14 protein-coding genes are annotated in these 17,661 nt (G+C 55.3%); 4 read left to right on the top strand and 10 right to left on the bottom strand.

Annotation, left to right across the window (positions count from 1 at the left end):
* Positions 1–18 precede the first annotated feature (18 nt).
* Positions 19–1,869 (top strand): DNA topoisomerase IV subunit B, encoded by a 1,851-nt coding sequence (locus tag B2310_RS10650; RefSeq protein ID WP_072811200.1) that lies wholly within the window; start codon positions 19–21, stop codon positions 1,867–1,869.
* Entirely contained in the window at positions 1,870–4,404 is a 2,535-nt protein-coding gene (locus B2310_RS10645) for a DNA gyrase/topoisomerase IV subunit A (RefSeq protein ID WP_290731337.1), read from the top strand. It abuts the gene before it with no gap.
* 120 nt (positions 4,405–4,524) lie between these two features.
* Here B2310_RS10645 and B2310_RS10640 read toward each other — a convergent pair whose 3' ends face one another.
* The 6 genes from B2310_RS10640 to B2310_RS10615 are packed head-to-tail and all read right to left on the bottom strand — an operon-like array spanning position 4,525 to position 9,166.
* Positions 4,525–4,950: a hypothetical protein gene (locus tag B2310_RS10640; protein ID WP_173365427.1), complete on the bottom strand. Its 426-nt coding sequence runs from the start codon at positions 4,948–4,950 to the stop codon at positions 4,525–4,527.
* Positions 4,951–4,960: 10 nt separating this feature from the next.
* Positions 4,961–5,389 (bottom strand): hypothetical protein, encoded by a 429-nt coding sequence (locus B2310_RS10635; RefSeq protein ID WP_173382133.1) that lies wholly within the window; start codon positions 5,387–5,389, stop codon positions 4,961–4,963.
* Positions 5,390–5,414: 25 nt separating this feature from the next.
* Positions 5,415–6,296, bottom strand: coding sequence for an NAD(+)/NADH kinase (locus B2310_RS10630; RefSeq protein ID WP_173365429.1), 882 nt, complete (start codon positions 6,294–6,296; stop codon positions 5,415–5,417).
* 10 nt (positions 6,297–6,306) lie between these two features.
* Positions 6,307–7,680, bottom strand: coding sequence for a 3-phosphoshikimate 1-carboxyvinyltransferase (locus B2310_RS10625; protein ID WP_290731330.1), 1,374 nt, complete (start codon positions 7,678–7,680; stop codon positions 6,307–6,309).
* Entirely contained in the window at positions 7,680–8,894 is a 1,215-nt protein-coding gene (locus tag B2310_RS10620) for a prephenate dehydrogenase/arogenate dehydrogenase family protein (protein ID WP_290731327.1), read from the bottom strand. Before B2310_RS10620 ends, B2310_RS10625 begins: the two co-directional genes overlap by 1 nt.
* Positions 8,891–9,166 carry a chorismate mutase gene (locus B2310_RS10615; protein WP_255252354.1) on the bottom strand — a complete coding sequence of 92 codons (276 nt, stop codon included), beginning with the start codon at positions 9,164–9,166 and terminating at the stop codon, positions 8,891–8,893. Before B2310_RS10615 ends, B2310_RS10620 begins: the two co-directional genes overlap by 4 nt.
* A 458-nt stretch (positions 9,167–9,624) precedes the next feature.
* On the opposite strand from B2310_RS10615, the gene B2310_RS10610 reads away from it, so the two are divergent.
* Together B2310_RS10610 and B2310_RS10605 are read left to right on the top strand one after the other, a co-directional pair.
* Entirely contained in the window at positions 9,625–10,629 is a 1,005-nt protein-coding gene (locus tag B2310_RS10610; protein WP_290731324.1) for a glycoside hydrolase family 16 protein, read from the top strand.
* A gap of 76 nt (positions 10,630–10,705) precedes the next feature.
* The gene (locus B2310_RS10605) at positions 10,706–12,079 is read left to right on the top strand and encodes a winged helix-turn-helix domain-containing protein (protein WP_290731321.1); all 1,374 of its coding nucleotides are present in this window, start codon (positions 10,706–10,708) and stop codon (positions 12,077–12,079) included.
* A gap of 15 nt (positions 12,080–12,094) precedes the next feature.
* Here the strand turns inward: B2310_RS10605 and B2310_RS10600 are convergent, their stop codons facing one another.
* Genes B2310_RS10600 through B2310_RS10585 form a run of 4 tightly spaced genes read right to left on the bottom strand, consistent with a single transcriptional unit; the run spans position 12,095 to position 17,650 of the window.
* Positions 12,095–13,276: a mechanosensitive ion channel family protein gene (locus B2310_RS10600; RefSeq protein WP_290731318.1), complete on the bottom strand. Its 1,182-nt coding sequence runs from the start codon at positions 13,274–13,276 to the stop codon at positions 12,095–12,097.
* 4 nt (positions 13,277–13,280) lie between these two features.
* On the bottom strand, positions 13,281–13,976 hold the full coding sequence (locus B2310_RS10595) for a hypothetical protein (protein ID WP_290731315.1): 696 nt from the start codon (positions 13,974–13,976) through the stop codon (positions 13,281–13,283).
* Positions 13,977–13,979: 3 nt separating this feature from the next.
* On the bottom strand, positions 13,980–15,074 hold the full coding sequence (locus B2310_RS10590) for a glycosyltransferase (protein WP_290731313.1): 1,095 nt from the start codon (positions 15,072–15,074) through the stop codon (positions 13,980–13,982).
* Complete coding sequence (locus B2310_RS10585) at positions 15,071–17,650, bottom strand: NPCBM/NEW2 domain-containing protein (protein ID WP_290731310.1); 2,580 nt, start codon at positions 17,648–17,650, stop codon at positions 15,071–15,073. The genes B2310_RS10590 and B2310_RS10585 overlap by 4 nt, the downstream gene beginning before the upstream one ends.
* Between the last annotated feature and the right edge of the window lie 11 nt (positions 17,651–17,661).

The raw sequence follows: 17,661 nt of genomic DNA, 5'->3' as shown, positions 1-17,661 counted from the left end.
AGTTTTGAAAGGTAGATAATGGCTGTAAAGTACGACAAGGACAGCATCAAGACTCTAGATTGGTACGAACACATTAGGCTCCGCCCCGGTATGTACATCGGCAAGCTGGGCGACGGACAGAGCCCCGACGACGGCATCTACGTGCTCGCGAAGGAAGTTATCGACAACTCCATCGACGAGTTCGCCATGGGCGCGGGCAAGAAGATTGAAATCGACATGGAAGACCACAGTTGCCGCGTGCGCGACTACGGCCGCGGCATCCCTCTCGAGAAGGTCATCGACTGCGTGTCGAAGATGAATACGGGCGGCAAGTACGATTCCGAAGCCTTCCAGAAGTCTGTGGGCATGAACGGCGTGGGTACCAAGGCGGTGAACGCGCTCTCCACAAAGTTTATCGTACAAAGTTTCCGCGACGGCAAGGTCAAGCGCGCCGAGTTCAGCAAGGGCATCTTGGTGAAGGACTTCAAGATTACCTCCACCACCGAGAAAAACGGCACCGAAATCTACTTCGAGCCCGATAACGACCTGTTCAAGAACTTCCGGTTCCTCCCCGCCTACATGGAAGAGAAAATCTGGAACTACGCCTACCTGAACAACGGGCTTACGCTCGTGATGAACGGGAAGGATTACAACAGCCCGAACGGGCTCTTGGACCTGCTCCACAGCCGCACCGACGACACCATCCGCTACCCGGTCATCCACTGCAAGGGCAAGGACATCGAGTTCGCCATCACGCACTCGAACCAGGAAGGCGAACACTACTTCAGCTTTGTGAACGGCCAGCACACCACCCAGGGCGGCACCCACCAGGCGGCATTCCGCGAAGGCTTGGTGAAGGGTGTGCGCGACCACTTCAAGAAGGAATACGACGCTTCCGACGTGCGCAACTGCATCGTGGGTGCCGTTTCCGTGCGCATCCAGGAACCGGTTTTCGAATCCCAGACCAAAACGAAGCTGGGGTCCACCACCACGGCCCCCAACGGCCCTGCACTCCGTACCTGGATTGTGGACTTTGTGGCCCGCGAGCTGGACAATTACCTCCACAAGAACGAGGACACGGCCAAGAAGCTCCTGGAACGCATCAACCAGAACGAAAAGTTGCGCAAGGAACTAGCCGGCGTCAAGAAACTCGCCAACGAGCGCGCCAAGAAGGCTAACCTCAACAACAAGAAGCTCCGTGACTGCAGCGTGCACCTCACCGACGCCAAGAACCCGCTCAAGAGCGAGACCATGATATTCATTACCGAGGGTAATTCCGCCTCCGGTACCATCACCACGGCCCGCAACCCCAAGACCCAGGCGGTGTTTAGCCTGCGCGGCAAGCCGAAGAACAGCTACGGCCTTTCCAAGAAGATCGTGTACGAGAACGAGGAATGGAACCTGCTTCAGGCTGCCCTCAACATCGAAAACGGGCTCGAGGACCTGCGCTACGACAAGGTGATTATCGCGACCGATGCCGACGTGGACGGCATGCACATCCGTCTCCTGGTGATGACGTTCTTCTTGCAGTACTTCCCGGAACTCGTGCAGGAAAAACACCTCTACATATTGCAGGCGCCGCTCTTCCGCGTACGCAACCGCAAGGACAAGAAGAAGACCTTCTACTGCTACGACGAAGAGGAACGCGACAAGGCCGCGAAGGAAATCAACAAGAAGGATTTGGAAATCACGCGCTTCAAAGGTCTCGGTGAAATGGACTCCGAGGACTTCAAGCTGCTTATCGGCGAAAACATGCACCTGGAGACCGTCACCATGCCAAGCGACGCCTCCCTGGGCAAGTTGCTGGAATACTACATGGGCAAGAACACCCAGGCCCGCCAGGACTACATCGTCGAAAACCTGCGCACCGAAGCCGTGGAGGAACTCTAGATGGACGAAGAACAGAAAACTTTAGGACTTTCGAACGTAAACCACCTGGAAAAGCTGTACAACGGCTGGTTCCTGGACTACGCGAGCTATACGATTCTCGACCGCGCCGTGCCCTACTTCGAGGACGGCCTCAAGCCGGTGCAGCGCCGCATTCTCCACACCATGTACGAGATGAACGACGGCAGCTTCCACAAGGTGGCGGGCATCGTGGGCGACACCATGCACTACCACCCGCACGGCGACGCCTCCATCTACACGGCCCTCGTGAACATGGGCCAGAAGAACCTGCTTATCGAGCCGCAGGGTAACTGGGGCAACCCGCTTACGGGCGACGAGGCCGCTGCCCCGCGTTACATCGAAGGCAAGCTCAGCGACTTTGCGCTGGACGTGATGTTCAACCCCGAGACTACGGAATGGATCCCGAACTACGACGGGCGTTCCAAGGAACCGGTGACGCTCCCCGCGAAGTTCCCGATTCTCCTGGCCCAGGGCGTGGACGGCATCGCGGTGGGCCTTTCCACTACAATTCTCCCCCACAACTTCAAGGAACTGTGCCAGGCGAGCATCGACTACCTGCGCGGCCGCAAGTTCACGCTTTACCCGGACTTCTACACGGGCGGCATCATCGACGTGAGCGAATACAACGACGGCCAGCGCGGCGGACGCCTCAAGGTCCGTGCGAAAATCGAGAAACTCGACAACAAGACGCTGGTCATCCGGGAAATTCCCTTCGGCACCACCACCGATAGCCTCATCGACTCCATCGTGGCGGCCAACGACAAGGGAAAAATCAAGATTAAGCAGATTGTGGACCACACCACCGAAAACGTGGAAATCCAAATCCACCTGCAGGCAGGTTCCGACCCGCAGGTCGTCATCGACGCGCTCTACGCGTTTACCGACTGCCAGACGACACTTGCCGCCAACAGCTGCGTGATTATCGACAAGAAGCCGAAATTCAGCAGCACCACCGAACTTCTGAAGCTCAGCACCGACCACACGGTGCACCTGCTGGACTGGGAACTGGACAACGAGCTCAAGCACCTGCAAGACCAGTGGCACATGACGAGCCTCGAGAAAATCTTCATCGAGAAGGAAGTCTACGAGGTCATCAAGAAGGCAAAGACCCACGACGAGATGGTGGAGCTCATCGACGAAGGCCTGAAACCCTTCGTGAAAAAACTCCGCCGGGAAGTGACCCGCGAAGAAATCCTGAAGCTGGCCGAAATTCCGGTCCGCCGCATCAGCCGCTTTGACCGCAAAAAAGCCGACGAGTTCCTGGAAGAACTCGACAAGAAGATTGAAGAGGTAAACTACAACAAGGAACACCTCACCGACTACGCCGTGAACTACTTCAAGAATATCCTCAAGAAGTACGGCGAAGGTCGCGACCGCAAGACAGAAATCGGCGAATTTGGCCAGGTGAGCGCCGTGCACGTGGCTCTTGCGAACCAGAAGCTCTACGTGAACCGCAAGGAAGGCTTCCTCGGCACAGGCATGAAGAAGGAAGAATACCTCTTCGACGTGTCCGAATACGACGACCTCATCGTGTTCAAGGCCGACGGCAGCTTCAAGGTGGTGAAAGTGTCCGACAAGGACTTCGTGGGCAAGAACATCGTGCTCGTGGAAAAGTTCAACAAGGACGACGAACGCCATATCTATAACGTCATCCACCAGGATGGCAAGGAAGGCACGGCCTACATCAAGCGCTTCAACGTGGGCGGCGTGACCCGCGACAAGGACTACTTCATGGGCAAGAACAAGCCCGGTAGCCGCCTGCTGTACCTCTCCAGCAACATGAACGGCGAGGCCGAAGTCGTGGAAGTGACGCTCAAGCCGCGTCCGCGCACCAAGCTCAACTTCGAGGTGGATTTCAGCACCATCGAGGTGAAGGGCCGCGGCGCCATGGGCAACATCGTCACCAAGTACCCGGTCAAGAGCGTCAAGCGCATCCGCAAGGGCGTAAGTACCCTCGGGGCGCGCGTGCTCTACTTCGATGCCCCCAGCGGCCTCATCAGCACGCAGAAGAAGGGCGACCGCATCGGCGAATTCGGCGAGAAGGACAAGATCCTTATCGTGAAGGAGAACGGTACGGCCCGAGTGCACGACATGGCCGACCCGATTCTCGTGGGAACCGGCGTGAAATACGTCCACAAGTTCGACCCCGAACAGGTGTTTACCGTACTCTACTTCGAGGGAGGCAACTTCAACTACATGGTGAAGCGCTTCAACCTGGAAGGCTGCCCCATGACGACGGAATTCAGCCTCATCAGCGACCACAAGGATTCGCAGATGATTGAATTCTTCGCGACAGATGACGCACGCCAGCTCATGGAATACCAGGTGGGCCGCGAAGTCCAGAAGGAAGAACTCGACCTCACGGAAGTCGCCGACATCAAGAGCTACAAGGCGCTCGGCAGCAAGTTCACCGCAAAGAAGGTGAAGCGCACGAGCCGCATCACGCCTCCCGACACCTTCGACGACGGCACGAGTGACGACGCAGGCGCCGAGCCCGAAGACCCGACGCTGTTCTAGGCCGGCGATAAACAGCGCTGACGTTAAACAGCGCCGTCGCCAATTCAAATACAAAAAGCCCGCGGTTCAAACCGCGGGTTTTCGTTTCAAATATAACGGTTCGGGTCTCGTCCCGGGAAATTACAGGCCGTAACGAGCGAAGGCGTCTTCTTCGCCGATGATTTTGAAATCGACTATGTACTGTTTCTTCGAAACGGGATTGTTGTATTCAAAGACCTCGATAACCCAGGCGTTCTTTTCGCACTGGATGAGGAATCCGGTGCGTTCGAGCGTTCCGACAGTCTTCGTGCCAAGAATTTCGAAACCCACGGGCTTGCCGTACTGCGCCGCGATATTCTGGAATATCGTAGCGTATTGCATCTTGAGGTTCGATACATTCACGTTCCCCTTGAGGAAGGGGCTATCGTCGAGCACGGCATCGAAAGCCTTGTCGTACTTATCTGCTTTCAGGTGATCGACCATCGCCTTGACGCATTCGCTGGAGTGCGGGCCTGCAAATGCGAACGAGCAAAGCAAAAGGCAAAGAATTAAGGACTTGATTTTCATAGTTTCTCCTTTATTTTTTTTCATAATACTTGAATACGTCTTCCTCGGTCACCACGCGCAATGCGCTGAACGCGCTTTTACCGTTTAGCGATTCGTATTCCGTTATCACAATCAGCCACGCAGACTTTTCACAGTTAATCTGGTAAACAGTCTCGTCATAGGACTTGGACAGGCGGCGGGTACGCAGTTTCGTATGGTTCAGCACCTTGCCATGCTGCTTGACAAATTTCTCGAAATAACCGGCGTACTGCGAAACTCCCACCGCCTTTTGTTCTTTACTCATATCCATGCCATAATCCAACAAAGACGAGGCGGCATCCTTGTACTTGGACTTTTTAAGGAATTTTTCGACCTTATCCATCTGCTTGTCGGCAACAGCACCGGCATGGCACATCGCGGCCATCAAAAAAACATATAATAAAGAGCGCAGGATTTTCATATAACCTAATATAGTATTTCAAAAATTAAGCGAGGCGCGGTTTCCCCGTCCAACCAAGTTTTTCGCGGAGTGCGCCCACGAATCCGGTATGGCGCATGCGGATAAACGTCGTCACGGCCTTGCATTCGCTCAGCACGACCTTCTCGCCCACCTTCATCTCGTAGGCGGTACGGCCATCGAACACGAGGTCGAGCGGGCGCTCCACCGCAGAAACGATTTCAAGCTTCTTGTCGGTAAGCGAAAGCACGAGCGGGCGCACGGAGAGACTGCTAGGAGCGACGGGCGTGAGCACGACGGCAGGAGTGCTCGGGTGGATGATAGGGCCACCCGCCGCGAGGTTATAGGCAGTAGAACCCGTCGGTGTAGAAACCAGCAGGGAATCAGCCCAGTATTCGGTAAGGCACGTGCCGTTGTAGGCCACGTTCACGTTCACCATGCGGTCGGGCATGTGCGCGCGGACATGGACCTCGTTCAAGACCGTCTGTTTTGCGACCACCTTGCGACCGCGATAAACGACAGCATCAATCATCATGCGTTCGCGGGTAGAAAAGTCACCCGCAAGCAAGTCATCGAGCGTCTTTGCAAGGCCTTCCACGCGACTTTCGGCAAGGAACCCCACGCGACCCGCATTCACTCCGAGTATGGGAATATTGTGCCCGAGCGCGATATGCGCGGCAGAAAGTACCGTGCCGTCCCCGCCGATAGCAAGAAGCAGGTCCATGCGCGAAAGCCCGGATTCCTTGATCACGTGAATCGGCTTCTTGGCAAGCCCCTTCAGGGAATCAAGCGCAAAGAATTCCACCTTCGGGTGCGTCGCGGCCCAATCCGCAATCTGGTCGAGAGCGTTCGCGAGATCAGCACTCTTGTCCTTGAAACCGACGATTCCGATTTTTGAAAACTTCTTCATGATCCTCCCCCTATTCCTTGCCCTCGTTCGCGGGAGCCTCGGAGACAAGCACCTGCTTCAGCTTTTCGACAACGCCCGGGAACATCGCCTCCACGGCGTCAACATTCTTGACGGGTTCATCGTTCTCGAGGGCAATAGAAAGCACACCAAGCGCAAGCCCCGCCTCGGGTGAATTTCCGCCGTCAAAGTCGCTCCCGTTCACGATGGTTTCCATCCCGCGAATAACGAGCCCGTCATCGTACACGCCGACTTCCACGCCGGTCTTCCGCAGGTTTTCTGCCAAGAAGTCGTTTGACACGCGCATCTCGGAGCGAATTTCCTTCGGAATACGGAGGATGGTTTCGCCCTCGGCAAAGCACGCCGCCACCGCGAGGAACGCATAATCTGAAAGCGACGTCGCGATGGCGTCTTCGCCAAAGCGCCTGCCCTGTAGCCGTTTGCCCGCTTCCATCGGGTAGATTTCCACATCGCCGTACACGTCGCCGAACTTTTCCCTGCGGGTCACGGTCTCGATGTTTGCGCCCATGCGCTTGAGGCAAGTGAGCGCCCCCGCACGGGTGCTGTTCAGGTCCACGTTCAAAAGCTTTACCACATTACCCTTGGGCACCTTGCCGATGGTCGTCAGCAAGGCAAATGCCGTCGCCTCGGTCGTATCGCCCGGCACGTAGTAATCGCGCCCGGTAATCACGCGGGTTTCCGCAAGTTCCGTCATCTGGGTGCGTTCAATCTTCTTGCCCTGCGCCATCATCAGGCGGCGTTCGAACTCGCTCAGTTGCTCCATGCCGCGTCCCTCGTAACGGAGGGGCACGCCAAAGTACATGAGCATCTTCGTCCACTGGTCATGAACGAGCGAGCGTTCCTCGAAGCTCACGTACTCGCCACGCACCAGCGTGCGGAGCAGCACCCTGTTGCGCATAATAAACGGCACGTTCCCGAGCGAATCCTTCTTGAGCGCGGGTTCTTCGGGCGCAAAGCGGAATACGAGCCTTGCAGGTTCATCGGATTCGAGTTCCACCTTGAAATATTTCTGGAGGGTCACCTTTGCTGCGGCAACCGCAGCGGCACCCGTTTCGTCATTTTCAGCCGCAAAGGTATAGACCTGTTCGGAATCCTTGCTCGCGAGCGTCCACAAAAGGACGTTCTCCTGCTCCGGAAAATCATACGGGAGCATCGACGGGAGCGCATACTGGAAGCCCCTGCCGTCAAGCACCAGCTGGTGCCCGTGCAGTTCATAGCGGAGCCCGAATTCGGCGAGGGCCTGCGCAAAACGTTCTGAACCGCTGGCCCAGGCAAAATCGTCGAGCACGGTGCGCCCGTTCACAAGCAGGCCCATCAAAAGCGTAAGGTCCATCCGTTCCCTGTCGGGATTCAACGCAAATTCCATTATCGTTCCTTAACTTCGTAACCGAGGTAACCGAGCAGTTTCACCGCGCGGGCAGCCTCGTCCTGGGTCTTGAAGGCAATAAGCAGTGTGCCCGCCACGTTCTCGCGGACCTTCATGAGTTCAATATCGCGAATATTGAGCCCCTCTTCGGCGAGCGGCTGCATCACGCTCAGGAGTGCGCCCGGCTTGTCCTTGAGCGGCACCGTAATCTCGAAAAATGCGGAAGCGGCGTTCCGGCCAGGAGCGAACAGGCTTGCACGACCCTCGTTGCCCGCCTTGAAAATTTCTTCGAGCGAATCGGAACGGTCGGCGCATTTCCCACCGGCGACCGAACCGCGGGTCGCATCGAACGAACCACCCGCAGGCCTGCCGTCCTTTACCACGTCGAGTTTCTGCATCGCCTCGATAGTCGCATTCACGCCATCACGAACCTCGGACAAGGCACGCACCGTCTCGTCGCGGTTGGTGACGGCAATATCGTGCCACATCGCCCACCCGCTTGCCGCAATGCGCGTCATGTCGCGGAATGCGCGACCCGCATAGTGCTGGTAGTTGTGGCTCAGCAGGCGGTCAGGGATGCTTGCCGCCAGAGTAGAACTGAGCATCTGGGGCATGTGCGAAACCCACGCCATAGTGCGGTCGTGATGTTCCGGCGGGAAAACTACTGCGGAGGCGCCGAGGAACTTCACGAGTTCAAGGAGCGGCGCGTAAACGCTTTCGGCAGTTCCCTCGGGCGGGCACACGAACCAGTAGGCGTTCTCGAAAATCGCGGGATCGTTGTATTCGCAGGTGCGCTTCTCGGAACCCGCCATCGGATGGCTGCCCACAAACTTGAACGGGGCCGGCAGTTTGGAACCCGCCCTGCAGATTTCGACCTTCGTGCTCCCGATATCGCTCACGAGGCACGCGGCGCCGTTAGATGCACCATTAGACAGCGCGGCCTCCTTGGCCCACTCCACCTGCGAAAGCGCGTCAATCGTCTTCAAAATATGCAGAATCGGGCCACACAGCAAAATGAGGTCGCAGTCGCGGGACCACTCTTCTACCTGCGCGTATTCAAAAAACTCGTCCGCTAGTTCCAACTCGCGGGCGCGTGCAAGCGTCGCGGGCGAACTTACCGCGCGTATGACCGTCGGGCGCTTCGCCTGCTTAAGCGCAGAAGCAATAGAACCCGCCAGGAGTCCAAAACCCACCAGGGCAATACGCTTCATCATTCCTCCACCTTGCGGGTCTCTTCCATAATCGTGCGGAAAATATTCACGATAGATTCCGGCGGGAGCGGGCCACCCGCCTTAACCGCCTTCTCGGCGACAGCAGCTAGCACCGCCTCTTCGCGGGCCGCGTCGAATACCGGCAGGCCCTTCTCTTTCTTGAGCTTGCCAATCTCCGTCGCGAATTCCGCCCGCCTGTTCAAAAGCGAGATAATCGTATCGGTGAGTTCATCGATGCGTTTGCGCCAATCGTCTATTTCCATATGGGAATCCATGTGCCGAAAGATAGAAAAAAGAGGGTAATTTTATGCCTGCGCACGCCACACAGGGGCAATTTCACAAAAAATGGGGATTAAACGCCCCCTTTTTCGCACTTTTAGTACCCAATTTCTAGAACAAAGTAGCATAATTCCCCCGGAAAAGCCCGCGAAAGGATGATTTCAGGTTATTTCCAGGCCAAAAACAGGCGTTTTTCGCACCGTTCTTTTACAACAAACTAATATTTTTAACACACAAACTAACAAAATGGGGACCAAACGCCCCAAATTCACCCCATTTAGTCCCCAATTTCGGCATTTTTGCATTTTTCCCAGCCAAAACACGGCCAAAACACAGCCAAAACCGGCCCGCAACAAACACACTTGACACACTTTGTTCATTTAGAACTTTCGAAGCATTGCGAAACGCAGGCTTCGATTCTATTTTCTACTTGTGTATGGATCGGAGACCAACTATGAAACACCTGAAGAAAACAATCGGAATTCTAGCGGTACTAGCCATGGCAGCATCCGTCAACGCAAAAGACTTTAGCGGTGCAGAACTCTACACCAAGAACGAGTTTACCTACGGCAAGTTTGAAGCCCGTATGAAAATGGCCGCCATTTCGGGGACCGTCAGTTCCATGTTCCTCTACCAGAACGGCTCCGAGCAGGCCTCCGCAGAACGCTGGGTCGAAGTCGACATCGAAGTGCTCGGCAAGAACCCCAGCAGCTTCCAGTCCAACATCATTACCGGCAAGGCTGGCGCCCAGAAGACCTCCGAAAAGCATCACGCTGTCAACCCCGCCGCAGACCAGGCCTTCCACACCTACGGTATCGAATGGACTCCTGATTATGTCCGCTGGACTCTCGACGGTGAAGAAGTCCGCAAGACTGTCAAGGGCGAAAACAAGAACCAGGTCGAGAACCTCATCGGCACCCAGGGCCTCCGCTTCAACCTCTGGTCTTCCGAAAGCGCCGATTGGGTTGGCCAGTTCGACGAATCCAAGCTCCCGATTTTCCAGTTCATCAACTGGGTCAAGGTCTACAAATACACCCCGGGCCAGGGAGAAAACGGCAGCGACTTCACCCTCGACTGGATAGACAACTTCGATACTTTTGATGCCAATCGCTGGGCCAAGGGCAACTGGAGCTTCGACGGTAACCGCGTTGACCTGACTCCGAACAATATCTACTCCGTAGACGGCATGCTGATTCTCGCCCTCACCCGCAAGGGTCAGGAAAGTTTCACCGGCCAGGTTCCCCAAGACACTGAACCAGGTCCGACGCCGACATTCTCCAGTAGCAGCGAAATCACGGTACCGACCAGCTCCTCCAGCGCGACAGAAGCAATCCAGCCGGTCCGCATGCAGGTGCAGAACAAGCAAATCCGCGGAACCGTGAATGCGAAGGGCGCCCGCGTCAACGAGACCCGCGCCAATGACCCCCGCAAACGCTACCGCGTCAACTTCAGCTTTTAAATAACAACACCCCCCAAACAACAGGACCTACGCAGCAATTGTTGCGTAGGTCTGTTTTTTTCTATATTCGAAAAGTATGCGAGAGGAACTGGAGAAAATCATCACTGAACTCCCCCACAAGGACGGAGACAGGCTCCCTAGCGTCCGCGCTCTGATGAAAGCCTACGGAATTTCATCGGGAACCGTCCAAGCCGCCCTTCGGAACCTCGAAAAGGAAAAACTCATCTGCCGCATCCAGGGAAAAGGCTGCTTCTGGACCCAGGGCGGCATCGCAAAATTTTATGACAGAAACGTCGTCCCCACAGTCCGGGAATCCGCCTCCGAAAAACTGGAGCGGCTTTTCAACGAAGACTGGGACCGCGGCACCTTCCGCCTTGACAAGCCCCTCCCCCTGATGAAGGAACTCGTGCTACGCTACAATACATCGCAGGCGGTCCTTCGCAAGTTCCTGAACGATAAAATCCAGCAGGGCACACTAAACCGGACCGGCCGCCTATACAACTTTATCCGCAAAAGGGAAACTACAGGAAAGCCTTCCCTCAGCGAAATCGTATTCGTCACCCGCTGCAACAGCTGGGGCGGATTCACCGCCGAGAGTGAACGAGAAATGGATTTCTTGCGGATGGTCTACAAGAAGGCGGGCGCCGAAAATTACAAGCTTATTTTGCTCGGCATCAACGAAAACAGCGACACGCTCATTGACCGAAGCGGCAAGCCCCGAAAACTCACCGACTTCCAGAATGCCGTGGGAGCAGTGCTATCAACCCTGCTCGTGATGGAACCGCTCAAGTTGCTTCAAATGTTCGCCGGCGTCAAGTACCCCGTCGCCGTCTGGTGGGAGCACCCCCTGGGAGGCCTCCCTCCACGCTACCTGCAAAAGGAAAACTGGACCTTCTTCAATTCCACATTCGGAACATCCCCGGGTGTCGAAATGGGCAAGTTCCTGATATCCCACGGAATCAACCAGGCTGCGTTCTTTTCGCCATATCACAACAGTTCATGGTCCATCGACCGGCTGGAGGGGTTGCGAATTGCAGGCCTCAACGTCATCGAATACACCGACAGCGAATTCGCGAGTCCCTGGGACTTCAAGCAGATTGCGCGAGGCAAGGTCGAAAAACATGCCGTAGAATCCTACGCACGCGATTTGCTCAAGCAAAAAATATCTTCGATGATGCACGACCGCGATTACAGGAACATTCCGATCGTATGCGTGAACGACGACACCGCAAGCATGCTTCTCGAAATGCAGGAAGAAGGGACGCTTAACAACCTGGGCGAGATTTTTGCATTCGACAATTCCGCCGAAAGCTACCTGTTGCGCCTTCCCTCCTACGATTTCAACACGCAGGCGCTCGTCGACCACATGTTCTACACCATCGCCAATTCCGACGCTTTCCGCATGCAGCGGAAAATCCAGCAGATTCTCGGGAACGTCGTAGAAAAGTAAAAAGAAAGCCTAGTGCTAATGCCGCTGGTATAGCTCCAGCCCGAATTCAGGCATGGCGGCAAGGATATGGTCGAAGATATCCGACTGGATTCCTTCGTAATCTTCCCACACGACCGTATTGGTAAAAGCGTAGATTTCAAGAGGAAGCCCCTGCGGCGTCGGCTCCAGCTGGCGCGTCATGAGCGTCAAATTCTGGGCTATCGTCCCGCAAGAACGCAGGTAAGCCGTGCAGTAGGCGCGGAATGTGCCAATGTTCGTGAGATGACGACTGTTGAGCATCTCGGGTTTGAGAGTTCCCTGGTCCACGCCGAGCAGGTTTGCCTTGGAAGGCTCTCCAGCAATTTCTCGGGTCTTCTTTTCCAGATACGGAGCCAGAATCTGTATTTTGGACAAGCTTTCAATTTCGGCGGGAGTAAGGAAACGGATGCTCTTCTGGTCAATAAACAGAGACCTCTTGATGCGTCGAACACCGGAATCCTGCATTCCACGCCAGTTACGGAACGAATTCGTGATGAGGTCGTAGGCTGGGATGACCGAAATCGTATTGTCCCAGTTGCGCACCTTTACCGAGGTGAGCGTGATGTCCATGACCGTACCGTCGGCATGGTGACGCTCGATTTCGATCCAGTCTCCCTTGCGGAGCAAATCAGAAATATTGATTTGCACGCCCGAGACGACCCCCAGGATCGAATCCTTGAAAATGAGCATGAGTACCGTCGCCATCGCACCGAGCGCGGAGAAGATGATGACAGGGCTCTTGTCCGTCACCTGGCTCACGATGAAGATTGCCGCGATACAGAATAGAGCGACTTTTATCGCCTGGAAAATTCCATGGAGCGGCCTCTTCATTGTCCGTTCGTTGATGCCGTTGAAATGTTCCACCACATCGAGAACCGAACAGGCGATCGCAAACGAGAGAAGCGTATACCAGATGTTCGCCACCCTGGAACACAAATCGTAAATCCATCCCTCCGCATCGAAAATCCGCGAGACAGTCGTCGAAAACGCCGTCGCGGGAATCACCTGCAAAAGGCGGGAGGCCACATGCCGCTCGACCAGGAGTTTGTTGAATGCGCTCGGGTTTTTCTTTGCCCAATGCTTCAGGAGCGGCATAATGACCGCATAAATCGCAAGGTAGAGAAACGCGATTGCCGAAAGAAGGAAAGCGAGGTTGACGTATTCGTTATCGATAGGCATTGTTCTACTTCCTTATCAGACGCATGATTCCTTGACGGTTGTATTCTGGGGAATCCTTCGGAAATGGATTCTTTATTTCGCTACGGAGGACGAAAGCGCCGGATTCTCCCGCATCGATCTCGGTTCCCGACTTCGAGGAAACCTCGCCCGAGAATATGGAATCGGCCGCGACCGCAAGGACATCACGGAGCGCATTCTCGGACAAGGCCCCCTTCGCAATACAAAGGTCCGGAGAGTTGAACACTTCAAGTCCAAGCGTATAGAGCGTATCAGCGTTTTCGACAAAGTTAATCCAGGGATCCATCGGGAATTCGCCATCGCCCAGTTCCTCGCGGAAAGCATCCGCAGTCCAGGCAGTACCGGAATGCTGCATGTAGACACCGGCCGCGCCGGCAGAAAGCAACTTCAAGATAGCCGTATTCACCATGCGGAGGTCATCGGTATTTTTCAAGGTGCCAAGCAAGAACAGGAGCGACTTGTGGGAATCGATAGCCGACGCCTCTTCTCCAGAAATGTCCCTGTGTTCCTTAAATATATCCGAGAGTCCCGCAGCAGCGCCATTTCGGGCAACCTTGAAACTTACGCTGCAGCCGGGGACAAGCAGCGACTTCGCTTCGGGCAATACGGATACTGTATCCGTCAACTTGAAAATCTCGGAAGCGGGAACCGGAATCGGGAATGCGAGAACGAACTGATTCATACTTTATCCTCGGGCAAGCAGCCCTTCAACAGCTCCCTGCAACAGGCCCCTTTCACCGGGCTTCGGGAGCTTGACTTTTTTCTTGAAAGATTCTTCGAACGACTTGACCGACAACCCGTGTTCCGGAATATGGACGGCATAACCCGCCGAAGCGAGTTCACGAGCAAGAACAAGCTGTTCATACTGGCCTGGAGTCGGGACAAAGATGCAGCGAGCCCCCAAAAATGCCATGTCCATCACGGTGCTGTAACCGCCACGGCTTATGACCCAGTCGGCATTGCGAACGGCTTCCGCAAAAGCCTCCGTTGGCAGGTGCGTGCAAAAATCGACATTGCCTTCGGTCCAGGAGTTGCGCGGAACCTGAGGTTTACCGAGAATCATCAGGTGCCGCCCCGGAAGCGCACGCAGTATTTCGTGCAAGCTCGCCTCGAACCGGGAACGAGCGGGTTCCACTCCCGAAACCACAGCGACGGAACTGTACTGGGCCATACCCGACGGACTCGCCGAGGCTTTGACCATATCCACGCCAAAACGGGAAAGCGGGCCCACAAACTTGACATTAGGCTCACTACGGGACTGCAAATGCGACAGCGCCCCCGCATAACCGGGAAATTCCGCCACATCGGGAACCCACACTTCATCGAAATGCCGCATGCGGGCCTCGTGCCAACGGATTCCCACACCTTCGAACGCCGAAAGTGCAGGCGGGAACGCGATTCGCCTCTGATGCGTCATGTAGACATTGTAGGCTTTCTTCGAATAGAACGCGAAACGGTTATCCGAAAACAGGATATCGTAGCCATGGCGATCGACCATTTCTTCGGCATAGCGGTGCTCGTAGCGCATGACCGCATTCAAGTGCGCCGTGTTTTTCAGGAGCCACAGCCCCATGTTGGCACCGAATCTCGGATAAACTACGTTGTATCCAGGAGCAAGGCGCTGCCGCAATCCGGGAAAAACTTCGCGAAAGAAAGCCGCATTCGCCTTGACTACGGCAATTTCCACCTCGGCTCCCTGCGCCATGAACTCCCGTATGACGGGCACGCAACGCGTTGCATGCCCCAGCCCCCAATCCAAAGGGGCTACCAGGATTTTCACCGGGCCTCCAGCCAGGCGTCCGCCCAGTCGCCGTGGTCACAGTCCTTGTTTTCGCCCATATCAATACGGAGCACCAGGGAAGTCGCACCACTGATTTCCACGTCAATCTTCTGCTTTTCTGTCGAATACAGCCTCTTGGAACGGAAGACCTCTCGACCCCCAGCCTCGACAACGAAGGATGCCCCGTCGCCACAGGCACTTTCGTCATCCAGCCCGACAACCGCATGCAACACATCGAAATGACGCGGAAGCGTGAACTCCAGGACAGAATTCGCATGGCTACCGATTCCGTAGCGGAAGGGTTCTCCGTCAAGTGTCAGCTTGTGGTGTTCCACGGACTCGTTGAGCTGCGGCGCGCCCCAATCCTGGGAGAATCTACCCATCTTGATAGACGAAAGCAACGCCACCGTTTCCGATTCGACAAAGAAATCGCGATAAACGGGAAGGGTATCCCCATCGGGCATGGAGCACGAGAAGAAAGCCCTGTTCATGCCTGCACGCACCTTCGTCGAATCAAGCAGCAGCGAATCCGAATCGACGGTCAACAGCAATTCTCCGTAGTGTTCGCCATTGAGCGTGTAGTCACAGGCGATAGATTCCGGGAAATGCTTGTTCAGGACAATCCGGCCACCGGATTGTTCCGACACGATAAAGTTCTGCGCGTAGTGCGAGACGCCCTTCTTCGAAATAATCTTGTAGATGACCAGCGGATAGCCGAAATCTTTGGAATTCACCAACACGCGCTCGTGCTTGTAGCCTTCCAGAATCTGGTCAATCTGGTCGGTCGTCTTGAAGCCAACCACACGGCTGTCCCGGTTCACCTTGCCGTAGCCGTCCTGACCACGCACCAGGTAGATGTTACCGCCGGACTTCTGCATCCATTCCGCAAAGACTTCGGTACTCCAGCCTTCAAAGGTGCGCTCGCTGAAAGCGCTATGCCCTTGCGCAAGCATCTGCCACGGGCGCGCATAGATATACACCGAATTCTTGGGAAACTTGGATAGTTCCGTATTCAGGAATTCCTCTTCCCCAAGCAACCTGTTCTTGTAATAGAGCATGTTGTTGCGGTAACTCGGGGCATGGTACACCATAAGCCCAAGCGTAAGGAGGCAAGCAAGCCCCATGACAATCGTCGCGGCGGCGTCCTTGCGCATCTTGGTCGAAAACTCGAGCGCATCATAGAGACCGAGCGCCATCAAGAGAGCAAACATCGGAAGCGCCACCAGCACGTAACGCTGGTTGATATCAATCGTGAACGTTCCCGACACATTGAACATGATGACAAAAATCTGGAGGCAGAAGAATATGCCCAGGATAAATCCGCGCACATAGCGGCGGAATACAACCATGCGGACAAGGAGCCAAATCGTCGCCAACAGAAGAATCACGGTGAACGTCGTATAGAACGGGTTCGGGAGGATTCCACCAAAGTTCGGGTCTTGCATCATCTTTACAGGACCCTCGAACAGGTTCATGTTCAGCATGACTTCCAAATTGGTTTTCAGGTTGAACCACAGGTTCTCAAACGAGTGCGCCGCATGTTCACCGCCCTGGAAGTCGTAGCCGCGATAGGCAGCCATGTTGTTGACGCTGGGCCAGCTCACCGCAATCACGGCGGCAACAAAGGCCGGCAGGCGGTATGGCTTTTCGAGGAAGTAGCGGTAGTAGTAGAGCGCGAACGGAATAAACGCAAACACCGTCTCCTGGCGGGTCTGCGCAAAGAATCCGAGCAGCGGGACCGTCAGCAAGAAGTGTTTCCACGTTACCTTATTCGTAGGTACGAACGCATACCACGCCATGAGGAAAGCGAGCAGGCAAATGTAGAGCACTTCGGTAGATGCCGAGCGGGCCTGCAGCAGGTAAATGGGCATACCGCCCAAGAACGCGGTCGCCGCCAGCGCGAGCCTGCCGCTCCTGAACCACTTGGAGAGCGCGAGGAAGAACGCGATGAGGCTCAGGATATAGAACGGGTAGTTCACAAGCAGCGCCGTATCGCGATTCGGTTCCATGAAGTTAAACACGAGCGAATACACGAACCCGAGCGCCTTGCCCTTGAAGTTGTTCACTTCCGTCTTGCAGTCGAGAACACCGTCGGTCCATACGCCTTCGTTACAGATGCCGCCCGTATGCTGGAAATACATCTGGAGTCCCATCGATTCCCAGCTCGTCTCGTCGCTCAGCACGCGGTGCGTGTTGCTGATGTTGCCGAACATGAACACCGAAAAGAGGATCAGCAGCACTAGCAAACCGCATAAGCTCTTGCCCTCGGGCAAAAAGCCCTTTATGTTCTTTGCAACGAAGGGCATGTTCACCACGACACCCGCAACCAGCAGAATAAATGTCGAGAGGATGGCGTAGTAGCCCCAGTCGATATCCCAGCGCCTTGCAAACGAAACGGAAAGGTTATTGAATATGAGGAACGCGGCAAGCATCACGACAAGCGTCGTCGCAAGCATTACCGCCTGCGGTTTGCCCAGGCAAAGGGATTTCACCCATTCACGCAGGGACTCCGCCACCGATTTCCGATTATTCTTTTCTTCTTTTACAACAGTATTTTCACTACTCTTTGCACTCATACAAATCCTAA

Source organism: Fibrobacter sp. UBA3629 (assembly GCF_002374005.1).
Classification (GTDB): domain Bacteria; phylum Fibrobacterota; class Fibrobacteria; order Fibrobacterales; family Fibrobacteraceae; genus Fibrobacter.
The sequence above is the reverse complement of the archived record's forward strand: the minus strand, read 5'-3'. Positions and strand labels throughout refer to the sequence as shown.